This is a genomic window from Streptomyces sp. NPDC017676 (assembly GCF_044329325.1).
Classification (GTDB): Bacteria; Actinomycetota; Actinomycetes; order Streptomycetales; family Streptomycetaceae; genus Streptomyces.
Window position 1 is genome coordinate 71,704 of sequence record NZ_JBIRJA010000025.1, and the last position, 22,115, is coordinate 93,818.

18 protein-coding genes and 2 pseudogenes are annotated in these 22,115 nt (G+C 70.5%); 11 read left to right on the plus strand and 9 right to left on the minus strand.

What is annotated here, in order from left to right; translation table 11 throughout:
• Positions 1–116: 116 nt before the first annotated feature.
• The 4 genes from ACH4LD_RS38340 to ACH4LD_RS38355 all read right to left on the minus strand — a co-directional run bounded on the left by ACH4LD_RS38340 (position 117) and on the right by ACH4LD_RS38355 (position 3,860).
• Entirely contained in the window at positions 117–611 is a 495-nt protein-coding gene (locus ACH4LD_RS38340) for a cupin domain-containing protein (RefSeq protein WP_398059684.1), read from the minus strand.
• A gap of 124 nt (positions 612–735) precedes the next feature.
• Complete coding sequence (locus ACH4LD_RS38345) at positions 736–2,271, minus strand: MFS transporter (protein WP_398059686.1); 1,536 nt, start codon at positions 2,269–2,271, stop codon at positions 736–738.
• On the minus strand, positions 2,268–3,230 hold the full coding sequence (locus tag ACH4LD_RS38350; RefSeq protein WP_398059688.1) for an alpha/beta fold hydrolase: 963 nt from the start codon (positions 3,228–3,230) through the stop codon (positions 2,268–2,270). Before ACH4LD_RS38350 ends, ACH4LD_RS38345 begins: the two co-directional genes overlap by 4 nt.
• Before the next feature lie 159 nt (positions 3,231–3,389).
• A complete protein-coding gene (locus ACH4LD_RS38355) occupies positions 3,390–3,860 on the minus strand; it encodes a carboxymuconolactone decarboxylase family protein (RefSeq protein ID WP_103812160.1) in 471 nt (156 codons plus the stop codon).
• 242 nt (positions 3,861–4,102) lie between these two features.
• Between ACH4LD_RS38355 and ACH4LD_RS38360 the strand changes: the two genes are divergently transcribed.
• The 5 genes from ACH4LD_RS38360 (at position 4,103) to ACH4LD_RS38380 (ending at position 10,179) form a co-directional block, all read left to right on the plus strand.
• On the plus strand, positions 4,103–4,894 hold the full coding sequence (locus tag ACH4LD_RS38360) for a DUF427 domain-containing protein (protein WP_398059690.1): 792 nt from the start codon (positions 4,103–4,105) through the stop codon (positions 4,892–4,894).
• Between the two features lie 158 nt (positions 4,895–5,052).
• On the plus strand, positions 5,053–6,003 hold the full coding sequence (locus ACH4LD_RS38365; RefSeq protein ID WP_398059691.1) for an alpha/beta hydrolase: 951 nt from the start codon (positions 5,053–5,055) through the stop codon (positions 6,001–6,003).
• Between the two features lie 95 nt (positions 6,004–6,098).
• Complete coding sequence (locus ACH4LD_RS38370) at positions 6,099–6,818, plus strand: alpha/beta fold hydrolase (protein ID WP_398059693.1); 720 nt, start codon at positions 6,099–6,101, stop codon at positions 6,816–6,818.
• A 159-nt stretch (positions 6,819–6,977) separates the two neighbouring features.
• A complete protein-coding gene (locus ACH4LD_RS38375; RefSeq protein WP_398059695.1) occupies positions 6,978–7,319 on the plus strand; it encodes a hypothetical protein in 342 nt (113 codons plus the stop codon).
• 88 nt (positions 7,320–7,407) lie between these two features.
• Complete coding sequence (locus ACH4LD_RS38380; protein WP_398059697.1) at positions 7,408–10,179, plus strand: AAA family ATPase; 2,772 nt, start codon at positions 7,408–7,410, stop codon at positions 10,177–10,179.
• Positions 10,180–10,282: 103 nt separating this feature from the next.
• Here ACH4LD_RS38380 and ACH4LD_RS38385 read toward each other — a convergent pair whose 3' ends face one another.
• Complete coding sequence (locus tag ACH4LD_RS38385; RefSeq protein WP_398059699.1) at positions 10,283–10,690, minus strand: OsmC family protein; 408 nt, start codon at positions 10,688–10,690, stop codon at positions 10,283–10,285.
• 284 nt (positions 10,691–10,974) lie between these two features.
• On the opposite strand from ACH4LD_RS38385, the gene ACH4LD_RS38390 reads away from it, so the two are divergent.
• From ACH4LD_RS38390 to ACH4LD_RS38400, 3 genes and pseudogenes are all read left to right on the plus strand, one after another.
• Entirely contained in the window at positions 10,975–11,127 is a 153-nt protein-coding gene (locus ACH4LD_RS38390; protein ID WP_398059701.1) for a hypothetical protein, read from the plus strand.
• Positions 11,124–11,504: pseudogene (locus ACH4LD_RS38395) on the plus strand (sigma-70 family RNA polymerase sigma factor); the annotation flags it as partial. The gene ACH4LD_RS38390 and the pseudogene ACH4LD_RS38395, both read left to right, overlap by 4 nt.
• Positions 11,505–11,811: 307 nt before the next feature.
• Entirely contained in the window at positions 11,812–12,570 is a 759-nt protein-coding gene (locus ACH4LD_RS38400; RefSeq protein WP_398059703.1) for an SDR family oxidoreductase, read from the plus strand.
• Between the two features lie 144 nt (positions 12,571–12,714).
• Here ACH4LD_RS38400 and ACH4LD_RS38405 read toward each other — a convergent pair whose 3' ends face one another.
• Positions 12,715–15,456, minus strand: coding sequence for an AAA family ATPase (locus tag ACH4LD_RS38405; RefSeq protein ID WP_398059705.1), 2,742 nt, complete (start codon positions 15,454–15,456; stop codon positions 12,715–12,717).
• Positions 15,457–15,546: 90 nt separating this feature from the next.
• A complete protein-coding gene (locus tag ACH4LD_RS38410; RefSeq protein WP_398059707.1) occupies positions 15,547–16,257 on the minus strand; it encodes a sigma-70 family RNA polymerase sigma factor in 711 nt (236 codons plus the stop codon).
• A gap of 316 nt (positions 16,258–16,573) precedes the next feature.
• Here ACH4LD_RS38410 and ACH4LD_RS38415 point away from each other — a divergent pair, with 316 nt between their 5' ends.
• A complete protein-coding gene (locus ACH4LD_RS38415) occupies positions 16,574–16,966 on the plus strand; it encodes a hypothetical protein (RefSeq protein ID WP_398059709.1) in 393 nt (130 codons plus the stop codon).
• Positions 16,967–17,142: 176 nt separating this feature from the next.
• Here the strand turns inward: ACH4LD_RS38415 and ACH4LD_RS38420 are convergent.
• Positions 17,143–17,295, minus strand: a pseudogene (locus ACH4LD_RS38420) (hypothetical protein); the annotation flags it as partial.
• A gap of 379 nt (positions 17,296–17,674) precedes the next feature.
• On the opposite strand from ACH4LD_RS38420, the gene ACH4LD_RS38425 reads away from it, so the two are divergent.
• Positions 17,675–19,141, plus strand: a complete 1,467-nt coding sequence (locus ACH4LD_RS38425; RefSeq protein WP_398059711.1) for an aldehyde dehydrogenase family protein — start codon at positions 17,675–17,677, stop codon at positions 19,139–19,141.
• A gap of 244 nt (positions 19,142–19,385) precedes the next feature.
• Positions 19,386–20,243, plus strand: coding sequence for a helix-turn-helix transcriptional regulator (locus ACH4LD_RS38430; protein WP_398059712.1), 858 nt, complete (start codon positions 19,386–19,388; stop codon positions 20,241–20,243).
• Between the two features lie 75 nt (positions 20,244–20,318).
• Here the strand turns inward: ACH4LD_RS38430 and ACH4LD_RS38435 are convergent, their stop codons facing one another.
• Positions 20,319–22,049, minus strand: a complete 1,731-nt coding sequence (locus tag ACH4LD_RS38435) for an FAD-binding protein (RefSeq protein ID WP_398059714.1) — start codon at positions 22,047–22,049, stop codon at positions 20,319–20,321.
• Positions 22,050–22,115 lie beyond the last annotated feature (66 nt).

The following is a 22,115-nucleotide window of genomic DNA, read 5'->3' on the forward strand; positions in this document are numbered from 1 at the left end:
CCCCGGGGCCCGGTCACCCCGGGGGCGGGCGGTGGCGCCGCCGGGGGGGCCCCCTTCCGGGCCACCCCCGGGGTAACCGGGTTCCCGGGCATGGGGGCCCCGCCTGTCGGTGTCTTCTACTCCACGAAGTATGAGTCGTGCTTGTCGAAGAACGCGGCCCGCTCCTCCTCCGAGGCGTGCGCCAGCTGCGACACCTGCTCGAAGTACTCCTCGCGTGGGGCGCCCGGGGTGAACAGGAGCAGCATGTCGGCCGGAGCGTCGGAGTCGTTCCGGAAGGCGTGCAGCCCACCCTGGGGCACGTGCAGGAAGTCTCCCTTGCGCGCGTCGACCCACTCCACGCCGTTGAACAGGCGCACCGTGCCGTCCAGGATGTAGAACGACTCCGAGATCCGCTTGTGGAAATGCGTCTTGGGGCCGCCCGCCCTGGGCCGCATCTCCACCCGGTACAGCCCGAACTCACCCCGCGTGGTACCAGTGGTCGCCAGATAGTGGGTGGCGTCCTTCCCGGTACCGCCCTCACCGAGGTCCGGTGGTGTGGTGGCCGGCCGGAAGACGGCGCTGACCTCTCCGTCCTCTCCCCAGTACTTCTGTTCCGGGTACGGGTACGACATGTCTGGCTCCTTTCCTGCGGCCGACGTGTGACGACGCGCCGGCGCGAACCGCTGAGCAGCGGCCCTCTCTACAACGAGACCGGCGGGCGTCCGCCCGTGTGACAGCGGAGCGCCCCGCCGGGTGTCAGTCGACGACCTGGTGATGGATGAAGCGGGACACCAGTGGAGGCTCCATGAGCCAGCTGTGTGTCCGTCCGTGCAGCGGGTGAGAAGCCGCAGCAGTCTGCCGCAGCGTGGCGAAGGCCACTGACGCGCCGACGACCAGCAGGCCCGCGCACAGCGGCATCGCCCGGCCGAACGACGTGTTGAAGGCCGCGTCGGACCGGTAGGCGTCCGGTCCCATCCCGGCCAGGAGGGGCAACGCCGCCACGGACACCAGCCCGGCCGCACGGGCCACGGCGTTGTTGATGCCGCTGGCCAGCCCGGCGTTCGCGGAATCCACCGACGACAGCAGGGTCACGGTGAGCGGAGCGACCATCACGACCATGCCGGCTCCCATCACCAGCAGGGCGGGAAGGACATCGCGGAGATAGGACGCGCCCGGGCCGACCCGCAGCATCATCAACATGCCCGCCGCGCACACCACCGGACCGACGGTGAGCGGAGTCCGCGGCCCCAGCCGCCGGGCGAGCGTCCCGGACCGGGAGGAGAACAGCACCATCAGGGCGGTGTTGGGCAGCATGGCGGCACCGGCTGCCAGCGCCGAGTACCCGACGACGATCTGCAGTTGCAGAGCCGTCAGGAAGAAGAACCCGCCCGTGCCCGCGTAGACGCACAGGGTGATCAGGTTGACAGCGGTGAACTGCCGGGACGAGAAGACGGACAACGGCATCATCGGGTCGCTGCTGCGGCGCTCCACGCGGAGGAACGCGGCACCCGCCGCGACGCCGGTGACCGATGCGCCGACGGCCACCGGTCCGTTGTTTCTGGCCTCGGTCAGCCCGTAGGTGATCAGGGAGAGTGCCAGAGCGCCCAGGACGGCGCCGTCGATGTCGAAACCGATGCGCCGCCGGCGCCCCGTGTCGGCCATGAGGACCTCGTTCGTCCTGGGCGTGCCGACGGACTCCGGGACGTGGCGCAGTGCTACGGGTACACACAGCAGCGCCGGGAGGATGCTCAGCAAGAAGGTCCAGCGCCAGCCGGGACCGTCCACCAGCCATCCGCCGAGAAACGGCCCGAGGGCCGCGCCGACGCCGCCGAAGCCCGACCACAGACCGATCGCACGTGGCCGGTCGTCCGGGTGGAAGGATGCCTCGATGATCGCCAATGAGCCGGGCGTGAGGAGAGCACCGCCGACGCCCTGCAGGGCTCGGGCGGCGATCAGCGTGGTGGTGCCCGGAGCCAGACCGCACAGCAAGGAGGCCACCGCGAACCACACCAGGCCCAGAACAAAGATGCGGCGCCGCCCGAAACGGTCGCCCAGCGAGCCGCCCAGCAGGATCAGACCCGCCAGGGTCAGCATGTACGCGTTCACCGTCCACTGGAGCACCGCGAGGTCGGCGTCGAAGTCGTCACCGATGCGCGGAAGAGCGACGTTGGTGACGGTCGATCCGAGCAGCACCACGCTGGATCCCAGAACGGTGGCCAGCAGGGTCCACCGTCCCCGGGCACTGGCGAGGCGGAGCGGGGCGGAGTCGTCCGGTGCGGGGGAGTGCGTCATGTCGAGTCCTGGTTCCGTCCGGAGAAGCCGTCGCGGCCGACGTACGTGTGCCGCAGTGCGCGCACGTCGCGTACGGCAGCCGCGAACGCCTCGGGGCTCTCCTGCGGAAGATTGTGGCCGGCGTTCACCACCTGGCGGTGGAGCCGGGGGCCGGTGAAGTGCCGAGCGGTGGAGGAACCGTCCGACGCGGGGAAGTTGCCGTCGGCCCGACCGTCGAGGGTGACGGTGGGAACCGTGATGGCGGGCAGCTCGGCGAGACGCGCCTCGAAGGCCGCGTACGCCTCGGCACCCGGAGCCGCACCAAGCCGGTGCCGGTACGAATGGATGACGACGTCGGTGTAGTCGGGATTGGCGAAGGCCCTCGCCGTCCTCTCCAGATCCTCCTCGCGGAAAGGCCACTTGGGCGAGTTCCGCTCCCAGATGACCCGGGCTATCCCCTGCGGGTCGGCGGCAAGACCGGCCCGGCCCCGCTCGGTGAGGAAGTAGTAGAAGTACCAGAAGCCCGCCTCCCGTTCGGGTGCGACGGGTTCCATCGCCGCGCCGATGTCCTGGATGAGGTAGCTGTTGACCGAGACCAGGCCCAGAACGCGCTCGGGCCACAAAGCCGCGGCGACGTTGGCGGCGCGCCCGCCCCAGTCGTATCCGGCGAGGTAGGCCCGCTCCACGCCCAGGGCGTCCAGGAGGGCGACGACGTCGGCTCCCAGCGCGGCCTGCTGACCCGAGCGCGGAGTCGACTCGGACAGGAACCTGGTGGGCCCGTGACCCCGCAGATAGGGGACGACGACCCGGAACCCGCTCTCGGCGAGCAGCGGGGCGACGTCCGCGTAGCTGTGGACGTCGTAGGGGAAACCGTGCAGGAGCAGCACGGTGTCGTCTCCCGACCCCGTCTCGTAGTAGGCGACTTCCAGCACGTCGGTGCTGACTCGTCGCAGAGGGGCGAGTGCGTGGCGTTCTGACATGAGGGTCCTCCGGGATCCAAGGCCCGCGGTGGTCGCTCCGGGCTCCGCGCCGCCGGGCGGACTTCGACCGGCCGGTCGGGTCGGCGTCCCTCGCCTGGTCGAAGGCCGGGGCGACCAGGCGAGGGACGGTACGCGACCGGCCGAGCCGGCGCGGCTGACTCAGCCGAACATGCCGGGCTTGTAGTCGCCGGCGGGCTGCCGGTTGATCACGTTGATGCGGTTGTAGGCGTTGATCACGGCGATCAGCGACATCAGCGCGACGAGCTGGTCCTCGTCGTAGTGCTTCGTGGCGTTCGCCCATGCCTCGTCCGACACGCCGTCCGCGCCGTCCGCGATGCGCGTGCCCTGCTCGGCCAGTTCGAGCGCGGCGCGCTCGGCGTCCGTGAAGACGGTGGCCTCGCGCCACACGGCCACCAGGTTCAGACGCTGCTGGTCCTCACCGGCGGCGGCGGCGTCCTTGGTGTGCATGTCGGTGCAGAAGCCGCAGCCGTTGATCTGGCTGGCACGAATCTTCACCAGCTCCTGAGTGGCGACCGGGAGAGCCGAGTGCACCGCCGCGCCGGCCGAGTTGAGGTGCTTCATGACCTTGCCGGCCAGGGCGTTGCCGAAGAAGTTGATACGCGCGTCCATGACGGAACTCCTCAGGTGTGGAACAGTTACAGCTCACTGACCGGGAGCCCCTTCGATCTGTGACACCGTCGGTCATCGAGTCACTCCCGTCGGACCAGGACGCGGTGCGGATCGGTGCAATACGATCCTCAGCACCGTGTGACAACACGAAGGTGAGGCCCGTCGGCCCGAGCGACGTCATCCTGGGACCGCACACACCGGGCACGGCGAGCCCACCATTCAGCGAATTCAAGGTGATCATCATGGCAACCGAGAGTGTCCTGCACCCGAGCCTCATCGTCCCGGTCGGGCATGTGGAGCCCGTACCTCGTCGCATCCGGGGAATGATCGGCGGCCGTGTCGTCTTCGACACCCGCCGCGCGCTGTACGTCTGGGAGTGGCAGGCGTACCCCCAGTTCAGCATCCCGGTCGAGGACCTGGTGGACGGTGTGCTCGACGACGACAAGCACACGGAGCAGCTCGGCGCCGGCCCGGCGCACCGTCACACTGTGCGGGTCGGCCCGGAGGTCCGGCCGGGGGCGGCGTGGGTCTGGGGAGAGGGTGCCCCGGGCCCCTTGCACAACACCGTGCGCTTCGAGTGGGAGGCGCTGGACTCCTGGTTCGAGGAGGACGAGCCGGTCTTCGTGCATCCCCGGAGCCCCTACTCCCGCGTGGACGCCCTGCGTTCCGGCAGCAGCGTCAGAGTCGAGGTGGACGGTGTGGTGCTGGCGGAGGCCCCCAACTGCGTGAAGTTGTTCGAGACGGGTCTGCCGACCCGCTACTACCTCGACCGTACGACCATCGACTGGACCCGGCTGCGGCACTCCGACACGGTCACCCGATGCCCCTACAAGGGGACGACGAGCAGCTACTGGTCGTTCGACAGCGACACCGCCTCCCACGAGGACATCGCCTGGACGTACGACTTCCCGACCATCCACGCCAACCGCATCGCCGGGCTGACCGCCTTCTACAACGAGCACGTCGATCTGTACGTCGACGGCTTCCTGCTGCCGAAGCCCGCCGGTCCCACCCGGCCGGCATCTGACAGGTAACGCCGGATCAGCGGGCCCTGCGCGGGTTCCGCTCACGAAATGCCGTGGCCGGTGAGCGATTTCCGCGCCGTTTTTCCCAGAGCGTCACACATCGACTCCCGGCCCGGTCTCATGAGGTGGAAGCTTTCCGAAACCCGCCACCTCACAAGGAGTATGTCGTGAGCGACATCATTCTCGAGCCCGCCGCCCAGGAATTCGCCGACGCGACCGCCAAGCCGCCGCTGCTTTACGAACTCGGTGTCGAGGGTGCCCGCAAGCTGCTCGACGACGTCCAGTCCGGGCCGATCGAAAAGCTCGACGTTGACGAGAAGTGGATCACGGTCCCCGCCGAGGTCGGTGATGTGCGGGTGCGCATCATCAAGCCCGTCGGCAGCACCGGCGTCCTGCCCGTGATCCTCTACGTGCACGGCGGCGGCTGGATCCTCGGCAACGCCGGCACCCACGACCGCCTGGTGCGTGAACTGGCCGTGGGCGCGGAGGCGGCTCTGGTCTTCGTCGAGTACGACCGCTCGCCGGAGGCGAAGTACCCCGTCGCCATCGAGCAGGCGTACGCCACCGCACAGTGGGTCACCACCAAGGGCGGCGAAGAGGGTCTGGACGGCTCCCGTATGGTCGTCGCCGGTGACTCCGTCGGCGGCAACATGAGCGCCGCCCTCACGCACCTGGCCAAGCGGCGCGGTGACGTCACCTTCCTGCACCAGTCGCTCTACTACCCCGTCACCGACGCCGGGCAGGACACCGAGAGCTACCGGCTCTTCGCCCACGGTCCGCACCTGACGGCGAAGGCCATGGAGTGGTTCTGGAACGCCTACACCACCGACCCGGCCGAGCGTGACCAGATCACGGCCTCGCCCCTGCGCGCGACCCTGGAGGACCTTCAGGGGCTGCCGCCGGCGTTCGTGGTGGTCGACGAGAACGACGTGCTGCGCGACGAGGGCGAAGCGTACGCCCGCAAGCTGATCCAGGCCGGTGTGCCGACCATCAGCGTCCGCTACAACGCCAGCCTGCACGACTTCATGATGCTGAACCCCGTCCGCGGAACCCAGGCCTCGACCGCGGCGATCGAGCAGGCCGTGCATGTCCTGCGCAAGGCGTTGGGAACCGACTGATCGACTGGTCCCTCTCGCGCGGCCATAGCGCGGAGGATCCCATTCACCGGCGTCTTCACCGGCCTGCTTCACTGGCAAAATGAAAGGCCACTCTCATGAGTGCACAAAAGCCGACCATCGTCCTCGTCCACGGCGCGTTCGCGGACTCCTCCAGTTGGAACGGCGTCGTCGAAAGGCTCCAGTCGCACGGCTACCCTGTGGTGGCCGCGAGCAATCCGCTACGCGGACTGGCCGGAGACAGCGAGTACGTCAGACAACTCGTGGCCTCCATCGACGGCCCAGTGGTCCTCGCCGGCCACTCCTACGGCGGCTCGGTGATCAGCAACGCCGCCGCCGGCCTCGACAACGTCAAGGCGCTCGTGTTCGTCGCGGCCTTCCTGCCGGACGAGGGCGAGAGCGCGGTGACCCTCTCCGGCAAGTTCCCGGGCAGCACCCTGGGGGAGGCGCTCCGTCCGGTACCGGTCACCCTGCCGGACGGCAGCCAGGTCACGGACCTCTACATCGAGAAGAGCAAGTTCCACCAGCAGTTCGCCGCGGATGTTCCGGAGGAGACCACGGCGGTCATGGCCGCAACCCAGCGGCCCGTGGCCGATGTCGCGCTGGCGGAGGGTGCCTCCGCCCCGGCGTGGAAGAACGTCCCGTCGTGGGTGCTCGTGGCCACCGAGGACCGGAACATCCCGGCGCAGGCGCAGACCTTCATGGCCGAGCGCGCCAAGGCCACCGTGGTGAGCGTCACCGCCTCCCACGCGGTCAGCGTCTCGCGTCCCGGTGACGTCGCGCGCCTGATCAACGAGGCGGCGCAGGCGACCGGCTGAACAGCCGGCTCCCAGCGCACCGGGTCCCACCGGGAGGGCCGATCGAGTGAGCGGTCGGCCTCCCGCAGGCGCGTCGAGGAAGCACGCGCCGACCGCCGTCGCCCACCCGCAGCCCGGTCCAGGTGCCGAGCGCCGGGCCACCGACTCTGGGAACGCATCATGAACATGAACAAACAGGCAGCTCGTGGACTGGTCGACATAGAGGCCTATCTGTACCGGGAGGCGCATCTCAGTGCTGCTCGCCGGCGTGTGACGGCCTTCACCGCGAGGATGGACGGGCTGACCCACGAACAGAAGAGGGATATCGAGCTGTGGTATCTCGACGAGCAGAAGCACGTGGCCCGCATGGTGACGAAGCACATCGCCGACAATGTCGGCGCGGCCGAGACGGCGAACAACATCCGGTTCGGCCGATGGCTGCGCGGCACACTGATCGCCATGGCCGTGATCACCATGTTGACGTTCGTGTGCACGGCCGTCGTCGTGGGATCGGTGTCCTGATTCCCGCGCCGTGAAACGGGGACCGGCATGTCCGGGACTGGCTTGATGTCTTCCAACGCCGAGGTATCGTGACGGCCGGGAGGCTGTCATGGCGAGGGGCGGAGCACGGACCGGGCTCTTCGGGCGGCGGGACGAGTGCAAGGTCCTCGATGACCTCCTCGCGCAGGCCAGGGCCGGGCGGAGCGGGGTGCTGGTGCTGCGCGGTGAGGCGGGCATCGGGAAGACCGAGCTGCTGAACCACCTCCTCGGCCGTGCCACCGGATGCCGTGTCGTCAGGGCGGCCGGAGTGCAGTCCGAGATGGAGCTTTCCTATGCCGGGCTGCATCAGCTCTGCGCCCCGTTGCTGTCCCATCTCGATGATCTTCCCGAGCCGCAACGCAACGCTCTGCGTACCGCGTTCGGGATGCGGGTCGGTGACGCGCCCGACCGGTTCCTCGTCGGTCTGGCCACCTTGAGCCTGCTCGCCGGGGCCGTCGGCGACGAGCCGTTGCTCTGCCTGGTCGACGACGCGCAGTGGCTGGACCGCGTGTCGGCCCAGATTCTGGAATTCGTCGCTCGTCGGCTGCTTGCTGAATCGATTCTGCTCGTGCTGGCCGTCCGCGAGTCCGGCTCCGGCGAGATTCTCGCCGACCTGCCGGAGCTCCCTGTGCGTGGACTGAACGAGTCCGAGTCCCGCAGACTCCTCGACTCCGTCGTCACCGGGCCGCTCGACCAGCGTGTGCGCGACCGCATCATCGCCGAGACGCGCGGCAACCCGCTGGCCCTCCTGGAGCTGCCGCGAGGCCTGACCGCCGTCGAATTGGCCGGAGGTTTCGCAGGGCCCGGTGCCCGGCCCCTGTCCAGCCAGATCGAGGCGGGCTTCCTCCGCAGGATCAGGTCGCTTCCCCCGGAGGCGCAACAACTGCTGCTCATCGCCGCCACCGAGCCGGTCGGTGACGTGACCCTGCTGCGGGATGCCGCCGAGCGCCTGGGAATCTCCGTGGACACCGCCGTGACCCACGCCGAGGCGTCGGGACTGATGACGCTCGGCACATGGGTACGCTTCCGCCACCCGCTGGTTCGCTCCGCGGCGTACCGTGCCGTCGGCTTCGAGGAACGCCGGCGCGTGCACGCGGCTCTGGCCGACTCGATCGACGCGAGCGTCTATCCCGAACGCCGCGTATGGCACCTGGCGAGCGCGGCCACGGGACCGGACGAGGCCGTGGCCGCCGAACTGGAGGGATCCGCCGGGCGGGCGTACGCGCGCGGCGGGGTCGCGGCGGCGGCAGCCTTCCTGCACCGGGCCACCGAACTGACTCCGGATCCCGTACGCCGCGGAGCCAGGGCATTGGCGGCGGCGCAGGCCCAATACCAGGCGGGCGCCTTCGACGTGGCACGGGAACTGGTCGACGCCGCGGAACTGAGCCATCTCGACGAGGCCGGAGCCGCACAGGCGACCTTGCTCCGGGGACAGATCATGTCCGCGGCCAAGAGCGCCAGCGCCGGCCTGCCGCTGTTGCTCGAAGCGGCCAAGCGGCTCCAGCCGTACGATGCCGTACTCGCCGGTGAGACGTACCGGGACGCGATCTACGCGGCCCTGACCGCGGGCCGGCTGTCCACGGGCGGGGTCCGTGACGTCGCCGAGGCGGTGCTGAGTGCTCGGGGCCACGTCGACACCGTGAGCCGTGAGAATCTTCTCCTGACCGGTCTCGCGCGGGTGATCACGGAAGGGTACTCCGCGGGCGCGCCGATCCTCCGAGAGGCCGTCGACGCGTTCCGCACGGGAGGACTCTCCCGTGAGGAAGCTCTGGGATGGCTTCCGCTTGTGTGCCGCATGGCACACAGCACCTGGGACTTCGCCGCCTGGTCCGAGCTCTCGGCACGGCTGGTCGACTTCGCCCGCGGTGACGGAGCGCTCGCCGTCCTGCCCTCGGCCCTCCTCCTGCGCCTGTCGAACCGGGTGTTCGCCGGCGACCTCCGCGGCGCCGACTCCCTGGCGGTGGAGGCGAACGCGATCGGTGAAGCCACGGGCAGCAGCTTCTTCGCGCACTACGGAGCACTCGTCGTGGAGCCCTTCAAGGGGCGGGAGTCCACGACCCGGCAGGCGATCGAGAGGCTCACGCACGACCGTCTCCTGCACGACGAGGGCAAGGTGACGACGGCGACCCAGTGGGCGGCGGCGGTTCTCTACAACGGCCTGGGCCGGTACGAGGAGGCCTTCGCCTCCGCCGAGCGTGGGTGCGGGAATCCGCAGGAACTCGGACTGTCCCTGCAGTCCCGGGTCGAACTCGTCGAAGCGGCCGCACGACTGGGGCGGGCCGCGCAGGTGGCCGAGGCTGTGCGGACGATCGAGGAGATGGCCCAGGTCAGCGGAACCGACTGGGTGCTCGGAATCGCGGCCGCCACTCGTGCCCTGGTGAGCGAGGGGCAGGTGGCCGACGTCCTGCACCGGGAAGCGATCGAACGGCTCGACGCGGCACAGGCCCGCATGGACGGCGCGCGGGCACGACTTCGCTACGGTGAGTGGCTGCGCCTGGAACAGCGGCAGGCCGAGGCCCGTTCCCAGCTGGGCGAGGCGCACACGATGCTCGGCGAAGCCGGGGCCGACGCATTCGCGGAGCGTGCGCGACGCGAGTTGCAGGCCGTGGGCGTGAGAGTGCGCAAACGCGCCTCGGCGACGCCGGTGGTCCTCACAGCGAAAGAAGTCGAGATCGCGCGACTCGCCCAGGGCGGCTTCACGAACCCGGAGATCGGCGCCCGGTTGTTCCTCAGCCCGCACACGGTCGAATGGCATTTGCGGAAGATCTTCGCGAAGTTGGGCATCTCCTCCCGCAAGGAGATCGGCTCCGCGCAACTCGAAGGGATGCCGACGACATCCTGACCCGCCCGGTTACCGGGCGGGCCCGGCCACCGGGGGCGCGGCCGGGGGTCTTTCGTCCGGGTCACGCCGGGCTCGCGGTCCGGCCTGACCCGAGCGAAAGACCCTAGGCGGGGGACACGTCCGGTTCCGCCAGCAACGTGGGTACGGTGACGATCTTGACTTCCCTGGTCAGCAGGCGGTGAATGGGACAGCGCTCGGCGGCCGCCAGCAACTGCTCGCGCTGCGCCGGCTCCAGGTCGCCGGTCAGCCCGACGTTCTTGACGATTCTCCCTTGATCACCGAACCGTACGGCCACGTCGATGCGGTCGAGTGCCCAGCCGTGCCGGTCGGCCATCGCCCGCACGGCCATGGAAGTGCAGGACCCCAGCGCTGCCAGTATCAGCTCACCCGGGGTGGGACCCGCGTCACTGCTGATGGGCTCGGGTTCGTCGGCCGTCAGGGTGTGGGGGCCGACCGCGATGGAACGGGTGAGCCGTCTGCCTTCGGCAATGGACACGATGCGCGTGGTCATGGGTCTTCCTCTCGACCGAGGTGCGGGGACCGGGTAACTCAGCCCTCTTCCGCAGAGACCGAGCGGCGCACGCGCGTGTGACAGGCCGGCCCGGAACGGCGCGGTGCTGTCCTGATCCCCTGCCGCGGTGCGCGGTAGGGGATCGGGACCCCGCCACGGCATCACCAGGGCACCACCACGCAGCCTCCCACGGGTTCTCAATGGCGCGGGCGCCACGCTGCCGCGCGAGGGTTGGTCGCGCGGCGTTCCGGCGTCACTCACCCACTCCAGCAAGGGAGCCGACCGTGGACACGGACCTGAGGGAACACAGGCGCTCGCCGGTGCGGGACAGCCGCGCGGTGGCCTCGGCGATCGACGATCTGGACGGCGCTGTGTCCGTGTTCCTGCGGGCCCGGCCCTCGTTGATCAACGTCGCCTGCCGGACCTCGGCAACGTGAGCGAGGCCGAAGACGTGATGCAGGAGGTATGGCTGCGGTTGCAGCGAACCGACCGCACAGCCGTGCGCAGCCCTCCGGCGCTACTGCGGACGATCACCGTCCGGGTGGCGATCAACGTGCTCCGGTCGGCTCGCAGACGGCGGGAGCGGTGCGCCACCCCGTGGCTTCCGGATCCGGCCGACCCCGGTGCCACCCCGGACGTGGTGGCCGAGCGGCAGGACACCGTGGAACGAGCGGTCGTCCTGTTGATGCGGACGCTGACACCCCAGCAGCGCGCCGTGTTCGTCCTCCGGCAGGGGTTCGGGTACCCGTACGACCGGATCGCCGCGCTCCTGCACCTCTCCGTCCCCAACGCCAGGCAGCAGATCACCCGTGCACAGCAGCGTCTGGATGCGCCGTGGCGACAGCAGCCCGTGGATGCCGTCGCCCGACGCCGGCCGGTGCAGGCGTTGCGCGCGGCCGCACAGGTAGGCGACCTGGCCCGTCTCGAACGGGTCCTCCTGGAGGACGCCGGAGAACCCGTGAGCGCCTCACTCGGCAGGTCCGCGAACGGTCAGGGCTCCCTGCGCCCGGAAGTGAGAGCGGCCGCCCCCACCTCGCCGTGTCACAGCGGGAACACCTGCCTTGTCTGTAGGGCGGAGCCGGGAACCGTCCTTACCGGCGTCGTTACGAGGAGGCAGCCACATGCAGGTGGCCGTGGCCGGAGGAACCGGCATGGTGGGGAAGTTCGTCGTCGCGGAGCTGCGGGGCGCGGGACACCGACCTGTGATTCTCGCCCGTTCGCACGGCGTGGACCTGGTCACCGGCGTGGGCCTGGAAGAGGGGCTGTCCGGTTGTGATGCGGTGATCGATGTGACGAACATCGTCACGACGAGGAGGAAGACCGCGGTCGACTTCTTCTCGCGGGCCACCGGCAACCTGCTTGCCGCCGCCCGGTCGACCGGGATCGGGCACCTGGTCACCTTGTCGATCGTCGGCAGCGACGAGGTGGACTTCGGGTACTACTTCGGCAAGCGCGTTCAGGAAGCACTCGTCCGTGACGGAGGCGTGCCGTGGACGGTGCTGCGTGCCACCCAGTTCTTCGAGTTCCCCGAGCCGCTGCTGGACAACCGGTCACCAGTGGTCATGATGCCGAGGATGCTCACCCAGCCCGTCGCCGCCCAGGACGTCGCCGAGAAGCTCGTCGAGCACGCGGTGCAGGGCCCTTCCGGCATGGCACGGGAGATCGCGGGGCCCGCCCGGCTGGACATGGTCGAGATGACGCGCCGTATTCTGCGCTCCCGGGGCCGGCGGCGGCTCGTCGTGCCGGTGACACTTCCCGGCAAGGTGGGCAAGGCCATGTCAGGAGGCGGCCTGCTGCCGCGTGGGGACTATGTCCAGTGCCGCCGGACGTTCGAAGAACACCTCGCCTCCTCGGGGCCGGCCATGACCACCGGCCGCTGACCGGCGACGGGGTGGACCCCACGGCTTCGGTGCCGCCCTCGTGCGCCGGCGCCAGGACCCGTCGTCCGCCCGCGGCGAGCACGCCCCCGACCGGCTCGTCCCGCGGAGCCGCCACGCCGGCGCTCGCAGCGTCGGGACGCAGGGTCACAGCGCCGTGTGCAGGTGTCGCCGGGAGGGGATGCCGAGCTTGGCGTACACCTTCCGCAGGTGCCATTCCACGGTGTGCGGACTGAGGAACAACTGCGCGCCGATCTCCGAGTTGGTCAGACCGTCCCGGGCCAGCAGTGCGATCTGGGTCTCCTGGGCGGTCAGCGTCTGCGCGGCGACACCGTCGCGCCGGGTCACCGTCTCACCGGTGGCCCGCAACTCGCGGACGGCGCGTTCGGCGAACGCGCCCGCACCGAAGCGGCTGAAGAGGGCGTGTGCCTCGCGCAGATGTTCCCGGGCGTCCACGCGACGGCCCTCCCGCCGCAGCCACTCCCCGTAGAGCAGATGAGTCCGGGCCAACTCCACCGCGGTCCGGGTACGTCCGAGTCGTTCGATCGCCTCGCGGTAGAGCTCTTCGGCCACGTGGCCCCGGCCGAGCAGCGCCCGGGAGCGCGCCTGCACACCCAGCGCCCAGTTCGTGCCGGCGGCGTCCGTGGCCCGGGTCAACCGGTCCAGTGCGGCCTCGGCCGCGTCGTGGCGACCGCTGCGCGCCGCGGCTTCCACCAGTTCGACCAGTCCCCAGTTGGCCGCGATCAGCTCCTGCTGGTGCGCGGTCGCCGGACGAGCCGCGTCGAAGGCCTCCTCGTATCGGCCCAGGCCGTTGTTGAGCACGGCCTTCGCCCGTAGGCCGATGGCCACGCCGAGGCCCTCACCGCGGTGTACGGCCTCCTCGGTGCCCGCCTCGATCAGCGGAGCGGCCTCGCGTTCGCGGCCCTGCCAGGCGGCGAGCGTCATCGTGCCGTACGGCGCGAAGCTGGTGCCGGTCGCCTCCTGCACCCGGGCGATCTCCGCGATGAGCAGTCCCGCCGCGTCCAGTTCACCGGCGCACGTGTGGAGGACGACCCGCGAGTTGAGAGCGAGGGGCAGCTCGGCCAGCGCACCGACGGCCCGTACGGTCCGGACCTGACGTGTCACCAGCTCCGTCCAGCCCTCGTCGTCCCACATCTCGGCCGCCAGCGCCGAAGCCGGCCACGACAAGCGCAGGATCTCCTCCGGGTCGGTCTCACGGCGCAGCGCCCGTACCGCTTCGCGTGAGGCGGCGACCGCCTCGCTGTATCCGACGGTGAAGCGGAGGGCCAAGGCGTCCAGAAGCAGATCGGCGGTGCGCGGCGGTCTCGTGACGGGAGGCAACGTCTTCCGCGCGGTCGCCGCCACCTCGCGTACGTGCGTGCCGGAGGCGAGGCGTCCGGCGAAGATGGCGGCCGACAGGGCGTCCAGGAGGGTTTCGCGAGCCAGGCCCGCGTCGAGTGGCACCAGTCGCCGCGCGGTGGCCAGCAGAAGGGGGAGGGCCTCTTTGTCCCGACTGGAGGCGAAGGCGATCCGGGCCTGGAGGAGTTCCACGCGGGCGCGGCCGAGTGCGTCCAGGACGCCGCTCCCGGCCAGCGCCAGCAGATCGCGCGCCGCGGCGGGCGCACCGGCACGGAATTTCGCCTGAGCCGCGGCGAGGGCGCGCGTCGCCTTGCGCCGCGGGTCAGGCGTCAGTACGGCCGCGTGTGCGAGGAACGCCGCCGCGGCGGCGGTGCCGCCTCGCGTCAGCGCCCGCCCGGCCGACGACTCCAGCTCGGCGGCGACCGCCTCGTCCGGCCGCACCGTCGCCCGCGCCAGGTGCCACGCGCGGCGGTTCGGGTCGAGGCCGGGGTCGGTCGCCTCCGCCAGGACGCGGTGGGTCTCCCGCAGCTCCGTCAGCCCGGCCGACCGGTAGATCGCGGAGCGCAGGAGCGGATGCCTGAAACGCACCAGGGCCCCGATGTCGAGCAGCCCCGCCGTCACCGCCGGGCGGGCCGCGTCGGAGTCGATGCCCAGTCGCTCGGCGGCACGCCTGAGCAGCGCCGCGTCACCGACCGGCTCGGCGGCGGCGAGGAGCAGCAGGCGCTGTGTCGCGGCCGGCAGCGAGCGGACCCGCGTGAGGTAGCTTCGCTCGACACGGCTGGTCACCGGTCCGGGATCGGGCAGTTCGAGTCCGTCGTCCGGCCCCGTCGCCATGCGGCCACGGGGGAGTTCCAGGAGGGCGAGGGGGTTGCCGCGTGCTTCGGCGAGGACGCGGTCACGGATCCGCTCGTCCATCGGGCCGTCGGCCGCCGCGTCCAGGAGTGCGCGCGCGTCGGCGTCGTCGAGGCCGTCGAGTCTCAGCTCGGGCAGACCGGCCCACTCGTCGCGTCCTCGTTGTTCACGGGAGGCGAAGATCAGTGCCAGCGGTTCGGCGTAGATCCGCCGCGCCACGAACGCCAGCGTGTGCGCGGAGACCCGGTCCAGCCACTGGGCGTTGTCCACGAGACAGAACAGCGGCTGCTCTGCGGCCACTTCGGTCAGCAGTCCGAGTACGGCCAGACCGACCAGGAACCGGTCCGGCGGCGGTCCCGTGCGGAGTCCGAACGCTGTGGCCAGCGCTTCTCTCTGCGGGGGCGGAAGGGAGCCGACGCGGCCGAGGAACGGGGCGCACAACTGGTGCAGCCCCGCGAACGGCAGTTCCATCTCCGACTCGGCGGCCGCCACACGGGCGACGCGGTGTCCTACGACGCGTGCCGCCAGGTGATCCAGCAGAGCCGACTTCCCGATGCCCGCGTCACCGCGCAGGACCAGCACGGCGCTGCGCCCCGCCTCCACCTGTGAGACCAGTTCTTCGAGCGCATCACACTCGCGGCGCCGACCACGCAGCCCCGCCGGATCGTCCCCATTCATCCTGCCCCCTGTACCCGGGGGAGCATAACAACGCCACGAGCGGCTCAGCTGGTCGTGGCGCGGGGAGGAGCGGGCCGTCCTCCCCGTTCCTCAAGGGCGCGTCTCCACTCGCTCGCCGCGCACGGCAGTACAGGCGCCGTCGGCGGCGAGCACTCTCTCCAGGGGCACGAGATCACCCGACCGGGCCGCCGTGCGGAAGGCGCTCACGAGCCGTCGGTGTGCGTCCGGGTCCACCGACCGCAGCCGCCGGCCGCCGGCGAGACGCTCTTGTGCACGGAAGGCCTGCTGTCTGGCGTTGGTGACGCTGACGTGCAGGATCTGGGAGATACGGGAGTAGGGGTAGCCGAATCCTTCCCGAAGGACGTACACCGCCCGTTGGCTCGGGGTCAGCGTCTCCATCAGCAGCAGGACGGCTCGTTCGACGGCGTCCTGCAACTCGGCCACCGTGTCCGGACCGGCCTGGTGGTCCGTCGAATCCGGCAGCCAGGCGCCGGCGCAGGTTTCCTGGCGTCTGCGGGCGGACTGGACGACATTGACGGCGAGCCGGATCGTCGTCGTCCTGAGCAGCGCCGGTGGGTTGAGCACGACCGTCCGGTCGGTTCCCTGCCACCGCACCCATGCCTCTTGGAGGACGTCCTCGGCTTCGACCGCGTCGCCGGTGATGCGGTGGGCGATCCGGAGCAGTCCGGGCCGGGCCCGGACGAACACCGACACGGCCTCACCGAGTTCGTCCGCGGCCGGGCGGGCCACCGTGCCCGCGATGTCCCGGACCGGCCTGGCTCTTGTCGGATACGGCTTCACGACCCGCTCCTTCGCTCGACGGCATGGCGCCCCGAAGGGCGGCAGACCCAAGGTCACACCCGGGTGTGACCGATCGCACCCCGCGGAGGCCGTAGGCCGGTTCGTAGTGGTCCGTGGTGGATCGGTGACGGGGCGCTCGGACACTCCGCGGACGAGCGCATTCCGATGATGACCTGCCCCTGCCTGCTGTCCGGGTCGGCTTGTCACGCGGAACGGCCGTATTCGGTCAAACGGGTAGAAATTGCATTTCGGGCATTCGCGCTCATGATCCGGCTGGGATCAACCGGCACGGCATCGGACGCGGAGAGGAGGTCACATGTTGCTCGAAAGGGACCACCCCAGCCTTCCGGAGGCCGACTGCGCAGGACTCACCGCGGGGGAGGGCGCCCCGGCCGCCGACTCCACTCTCCGCGAGGCCGGGGAGACGGCGCGCGGTCCTCTGGCCTTCGTATGCTCCGCGCTCACGCAGCCTGTGAAATGGCTGATCGGCGTGCCGTTCCGGCCCGATGGGACCCGCGTGATCCGGATGTACTACGTGGTCGACGAGGATCTGGACGTCGCCGGCGCTGTGCACCTCGCCCTGGAGCGTGCCAACAGCCCTCGGGACCGGCGCGCGCGAGGAGGTGTGCCGGCGGAGGTCGAGCACATCGAGGTGCGGAGGATCCTGCTGGACGCCCTGGGGCGCATGAGCCTGGACGGCTGCCGGTGACCTGGCGGCGCCTTCGTGCTCGATGCGGTCGCAGGAGGGCGAAAGACCGAGGTGGGTGGCCGACGGCACCTCCCGCCCGCCTGGGCCGACGTGGCTGCGGGACGGTCGGTGAGGGTGGTGCCGAGCTGCCTGCGGGAGGTGATGCCGAGTTCGACGAAGACCTCGCGCAGGTGCCACTCGACGGTGTGGGGGCTGACGAACAGCCGGACCCCGATCTCCGGATCGGTGAGCCCGTCCGGGCCAGACCCGCCATCTGTGCCTCCTGGGCGGTGAGCTCCGCGCAAGCGGTGATGACACGCCTGGTCACCGTCGCACCGATGGCCCGTCATGCGCGGCCGCTGCGCTGGGCGAAGGCACCGGCACGTACCGGGTGAACACCCGAGGAACCTCACGCATTCAGGTGCGAGCGTCGTCGCGGCGGTTCTCGCGGCGCAGCCGTTCGCTCGGGGAGCAGACGCCGCGCGACGAAGGCCGGCGTCCGTGCGGAGCTCTCATTGCGCCACTGCGAGCCGTCCACGAGGCAGAGCAGCCGCTCCCCGGCCGCCGCCGGACAGCATGACGAGAACCGCTGGACCGACCGGGAACCGGTCCGGCGGTGGTCCGGTACTCAATCCGAACGCCGTGGCGGCATGCACCGAAGGAACCCCCGGCTGGAACAGATGCGCACGGCGTGCAAGTGACGCGGATCATGGGCACGGGAAGGCATGGATGCCTCGTGACGGCCGGTGTTCTCTTGGCGGCATGAACGAAAACCCTGCAGTTCCTTTCCCCACGCCGTCCCACTGGATCGACGGCCGCCCTCTCCGGGGTTCCGGGCCGCTGATCGACGTGGTGAACCCCGCCGACGAATCGGTGATCGCCGCGGTGCCCGAGGGCACGGCCGAGGACGTGGACAAGGCGGTGGACGCGGCGCTGGCCGCCTTCCCGGGATGGGCGTCGGCGTCCCCGGACCACCGTGTGGCCGTCATGCGGCGTCTGGCCGAAGGCCTTCAGCAGCGCTCCGAGGCACTCGCCGCCACCATCACCCTGGAGATGGGCGCCCCGATCGGCTTCTCCCGACAGGCACAGGTGGGTTTCCCCGTCGCGGCGACCTTGGCCGCGATCACGACGGCCGAGCGGTTCGAGTGGACGGAGGTGGTCGAGAACTCGCTCGTCATCCGCGAACCCATCGGCGTGGTGGGAGCCATCACCCCGTGGAACTTCCCCCTTCAGCAACTGGTGACCAAGGTCGTCCCCGCGATGCTGGCGGGCAACACCGTCGTCCTCAAGCCCTCGGAGAACAGCCCACTCAGTGCCCGCATGTTCGCGGAGATCGCCACCGAAGCGGGTCTGCCGGACGGTGTGTTCAACGTGGTGCAGGGCACCGGCCCGGTCGTCGGCGAGGCACTCTCCCGCCATCCGAGGATCGACATGATCTCCTTCACCGGGTCCACCCGCGCCGGCCGGAGCGTCTCCGTGGCCGCCTCCGGCACGGTCAAACGCGTCGCACTCGAACTGGGTGGCAAGGCGGCCCACATCGTCCTGCCCGAGGCGGACCTCGACTTCGCCGTCCGTCGCGGACTGGCTTACGCCTGGGCCAACGGCGGTCAGGCCTGCGGTGCCTACACGCGCATGCTGGTGCCCGAGAGCCTTCAGGAGACCGTGGTCGAGAAGCTGCGGGACGCGGCCGAGGAGTACGTCGTCGGTGACCCCGCCGACGAGGGCACACGGATCGGCCCGCTCGCCTCGGAGACCCAGCGCCGGCGCGTCGACGACTACATCCGGCGTGGCATCGCCGACGGCGCCACACTCGTGGTCGGCGGCCCCGGCCGGCCGGCGGGCTTCGAGACCGGCGCCTACGTCAGGCCCACGATCTTCTCCGACGTCGATCCCGAGTCCGTCATCGCCCAGGAGGAGATCTTCGGCCCCGTCCTCGTCGTCATCCCCTACGTCGACGACGACCACGCCGTCGAGATCGCCAACGGCACGATCTACGGACTCAACGGTGCGGTGACCGGTGACGAGGACCACGCCATGGCGATCGCCCGGCGCCTGCGCGTCGGCCAGGTCGACGTCAACGGTGGACCGCACAACTTCCAGGCCCCGTTCGGCGGGTACAGGCAGTCCGGCAACGGCCGCGAGATGGGCCGTGCCGGTCTTGAGGAGTTCCTGGAGACCAAGGCGATCACCCGCTGACATATCGCGGCACCATCGCCCACGGCGGAACAACGCTGTCAGGGATGCCGTCCCACCGTCCGCAGGGTGTGGGACGGCACACTGTTGTGGGGAATGAATGGTTCTGGCCGCATTGCTCACACGGTGGAAGCAGTTCGTGAAGGTCGTGGTCGAGGCGGCGCTTCATCCCGCAACCCCGTTCCGGACATCCACGGACCGGCGATCCCGTCGGGACGGCACCGTCCCGGGAGAAAGGACAGCAGTCATGGCGGACCGGGCAGCGCTGGCGGCGTTCCTACGGGCGCGCCGGGAAGTCCTCCAGCCGGAGGACGTCGGGCTGCCCCGCGGGCGCCGCAGGCGTACCGGAGGGCTGCGCCGCGAGGAGGTCGCGGCGCTCTGCGACATGTCGGTGGACTACTACAGCCGGCTCGAACAGCCACGGGGTCCCCACCCCTCGGAACAGATGCTCGCCGCGCTGGCCCGCGGACTGCACCTGTCACTGGAGGAGCGAGACCTTCTCTTCCAGCTCGCCGGTCACGCCCTGCCTCGCCGGGTGCGGCGCGGCGACCACATCAACCCGGGGATGATGCGCATCCTGGACCGGCTGGAGGACACCCCCGCCCAGGTGATGAACCACCTGGGCGAGACACTGAAACAGACGCGCCCGGCGGTGACGCTGCTGGGTGACGAGACGGCCTACACCGGACTGGCGCGCAGTGCCCACTACCGCTGGTTCACCGACCCGGTCGCCCGCCTGCTCCACCCCGAGGACGACCACGCCGAGCGGAGCCGGCTGCTGGTGGCGGACCTCCACGGCGCCTACATCCGCGACGGCGGCGACTCGCGTGCCGCCGCACTCGTGGACGCGCTGAACAGGGAAAGCCCCGAGTTCGCCGGCATCTGGCGCGAGCGCCCCGTGCTGGGGCCCTACTGCGCCTCCAAACGCTTCCGGCATCCCCAGGTCGGGACGCTGGAACTGCACTGCCAGACGCTGGTCGACCCCGACCAGTCCCAGCGGCTCGTGGTCTACACCGCGACACCGGGCACCGAGAGCCACACCAACCTCCGCCTGCTGTCCCTCCTGCCGAACACCGAGGGACAGCCCGTACCGGGCAGACCGTGAGGAAGCGGAGCGGGTGTTTGCCGCGGTGCCTACCTCCGCCGCCCTCTGATGCCCACCGTCGGCCCTACGGAAGCGCTACTCGACCGACCGCGCGTCGGCCGGTACGTCGTGCATCAGCTCGGCGATGCGGGTGGGGATGGGCGCGACGGGTTCGCGGCGCACCCCGGTCGCCGGGGACCACACCAGATTGACCTGCAGGCCGGGGTCGACATCGGGGTGGTCGGACCGGTTGTGACAACCCCGTGTCTCCCGCCGCTCCAGCGCGCACAGAAGTGTCGCGCGAGCGGCGAGAACGGCGGAGCCGAGGTCGAAGGCGTGCGCGAGGTCCTGGAAGCCGCCGATGTCGATGTGCACGCCCACGTACGCCATGCGGGCCTCGATCGCGTCGAGTTCGGCGAGCCCGGCGGCCAGCCCCGCCTCGTCCCGTACGACACCGGCGTGCTCCGTCATCAGGTGCCGCACCGACCGTTGCAGCGCGCGGACGTCCTGGTCGCCGTCGGCGGCCGCGAGCCGGTTCACGTCCGCCTCCGCGGCGCGAACCGCCGCCGGCGACCGTGGCTGGGAGGTGAGCCCGGCCGAGTACTCCGCCGCGGCCCGGCCGGCGATCCGGCCGTGGACGAGTGGTTCGATCAGCGCGTTCTCCTCCAGCCGGTCCGCACCGTGCAGACCACTGGCCGCCTCCCCGGCCACGAAGAGACCGTCGACGTCGGTGCTGTGGTCCTCGGGCCGTACCCAGACGCCGCCCATGGAGTACTGGGCGGTCGGCGCGACCTCGATCGGGTCATGGGTGATGTCGAGCGTCTGAAGGTCCAACAGCGTCTGATGTACGTGCGCCAGCCGCGTCAGTACCGTCTCACGTGGCAGGTGGGACAGGTCGAGCCACACGCCGCCGGCCCGGGTGCCGCGGCCTTCCTTGATCTCCGTGTAGGACGCGAGCGCTACCCTGTCCCGGCCGCAGAGCTCCATTCGCTCGGCGTCGTAGCGCGTCATGAACCGCTCACCGAGGTTGTTGAGCAGGACCCCGCCCACGCCGGGTGCCGCCTCGCTGACGGGCATGCCGGCCGCGTTCTCCGGGCTGACCAGCCCGAAGGGGTGGAACTGCACCAACTCGGGGTCACGCAACCGGGCGCCGGCCTCGACGGCGAGGCGGAAGGTGTCACCGGTGTTCTCGCCTCGACGCGACGACGTACGCCGCCAGATGCGCGTGTGCCCTCCGGTCGCGAGAATCACGGAGTCGGCGTGCACGAGGTAACGCGAGCCGTCGACGAGATCGAACCCATAGGCACCGAAGACCGTCCCGTCGTCGACCAGCAGCCGGGTGACGTACACGTTCGACAGGACGGGAACGGCGAGCTGTTCGGCGCGTTCACGGAGCGCTCGCCGCACCTCCAGGCGGGTGTGCTCGCCGGTGAACGCGGCACGGCGGTACGTGTCGTCGCCGAACCGGTGCCGGGCGGTCCCGCCGCAGCCCGGGCGGTCGAGTCGCATGCCGTAGCGCCCCACGTCGTGGAATCCCTGTGCGGCATAGCGGGCCACGACCTGCGCGGCGCGCGGGTCGGCCAGCAGGTGCCCTGCCCGCAGTGTGTCGGCCGCGTGCTGTTCCCATGTGTCTTCGGGCCCGGCGGCGGGGGGCGCCTCAGTCGGACATCCGGATGCCGTAGCAGTGTGGATGTCCTCAGCCGCGCGTTTGGTGACCGCGATGACCGCGATACCGGCCTCGGCGACCTCGATGGCAGCGCGGAGGCCTGATCCACCGGCTCCCACTACGAGAACGGACGTGGCGAGCTGGTGTCCGAGCGAAGACACGGGACCTCCTGTGGCGGCGGACGGGCGAGATCATAGGCAGTGGTCGACCGGACAGCGGCCTGTTGT

Bases quoted from the DNA above. Each gene is read 5' to 3' on its own strand.
- ACH4LD_RS38425 (WP_398059711.1), top strand. From the start codon at position 17,675: ATGCCTCGTGACGGCCGGTGTTCTCTTGGCGGCATGAACGAAAACCCT.
- ACH4LD_RS38340 (WP_398059684.1), bottom strand. From the start codon at position 611: ATGTCGTACCCGTACCCGGAACAGAAGTACTGGGGAGAGGACGGAGAG.
- ACH4LD_RS38400 (WP_398059703.1), top strand. From the start codon at position 11,812: ATGCAGGTGGCCGTGGCCGGAGGAACCGGCATGGTGGGGAAGTTCGTC.
- ACH4LD_RS38370 (WP_398059693.1), top strand. From the start codon at position 6,099: ATGAGTGCACAAAAGCCGACCATCGTCCTCGTCCACGGCGCGTTCGCG.
- ACH4LD_RS38375 (WP_398059695.1), top strand. From the start codon at position 6,978: ATGAACATGAACAAACAGGCAGCTCGTGGACTGGTCGACATAGAGGCC.
- ACH4LD_RS38385 (WP_398059699.1), bottom strand. From the start codon at position 10,690: ATGACCACGCGCATCGTGTCCATTGCCGAAGGCAGACGGCTCACCCGT.
- ACH4LD_RS38355 (WP_103812160.1), bottom strand. From the start codon at position 3,860: ATGGACGCGCGTATCAACTTCTTCGGCAACGCCCTGGCCGGCAAGGTC.
- ACH4LD_RS38350 (WP_398059688.1), bottom strand. From the start codon at position 3,230: ATGTCAGAACGCCACGCACTCGCCCCTCTGCGACGAGTCAGCACCGAC.
- ACH4LD_RS38430 (WP_398059712.1), top strand. From the start codon at position 19,386: ATGGCGGACCGGGCAGCGCTGGCGGCGTTCCTACGGGCGCGCCGGGAA.
- ACH4LD_RS38380 (WP_398059697.1), top strand. From the start codon at position 7,408: ATGGCGAGGGGCGGAGCACGGACCGGGCTCTTCGGGCGGCGGGACGAG.
- ACH4LD_RS38345 (WP_398059686.1), bottom strand. From the start codon at position 2,271: ATGACGCACTCCCCCGCACCGGACGACTCCGCCCCGCTCCGCCTCGCC.
- ACH4LD_RS38360 (WP_398059690.1), top strand. From the start codon at position 4,103: ATGGCAACCGAGAGTGTCCTGCACCCGAGCCTCATCGTCCCGGTCGGG.
- ACH4LD_RS38405 (WP_398059705.1), bottom strand. From the start codon at position 15,456: ATGAATGGGGACGATCCGGCGGGGCTGCGTGGTCGGCGCCGCGAGTGT.
- ACH4LD_RS38415 (WP_398059709.1), top strand. From the start codon at position 16,574: ATGTTGCTCGAAAGGGACCACCCCAGCCTTCCGGAGGCCGACTGCGCA.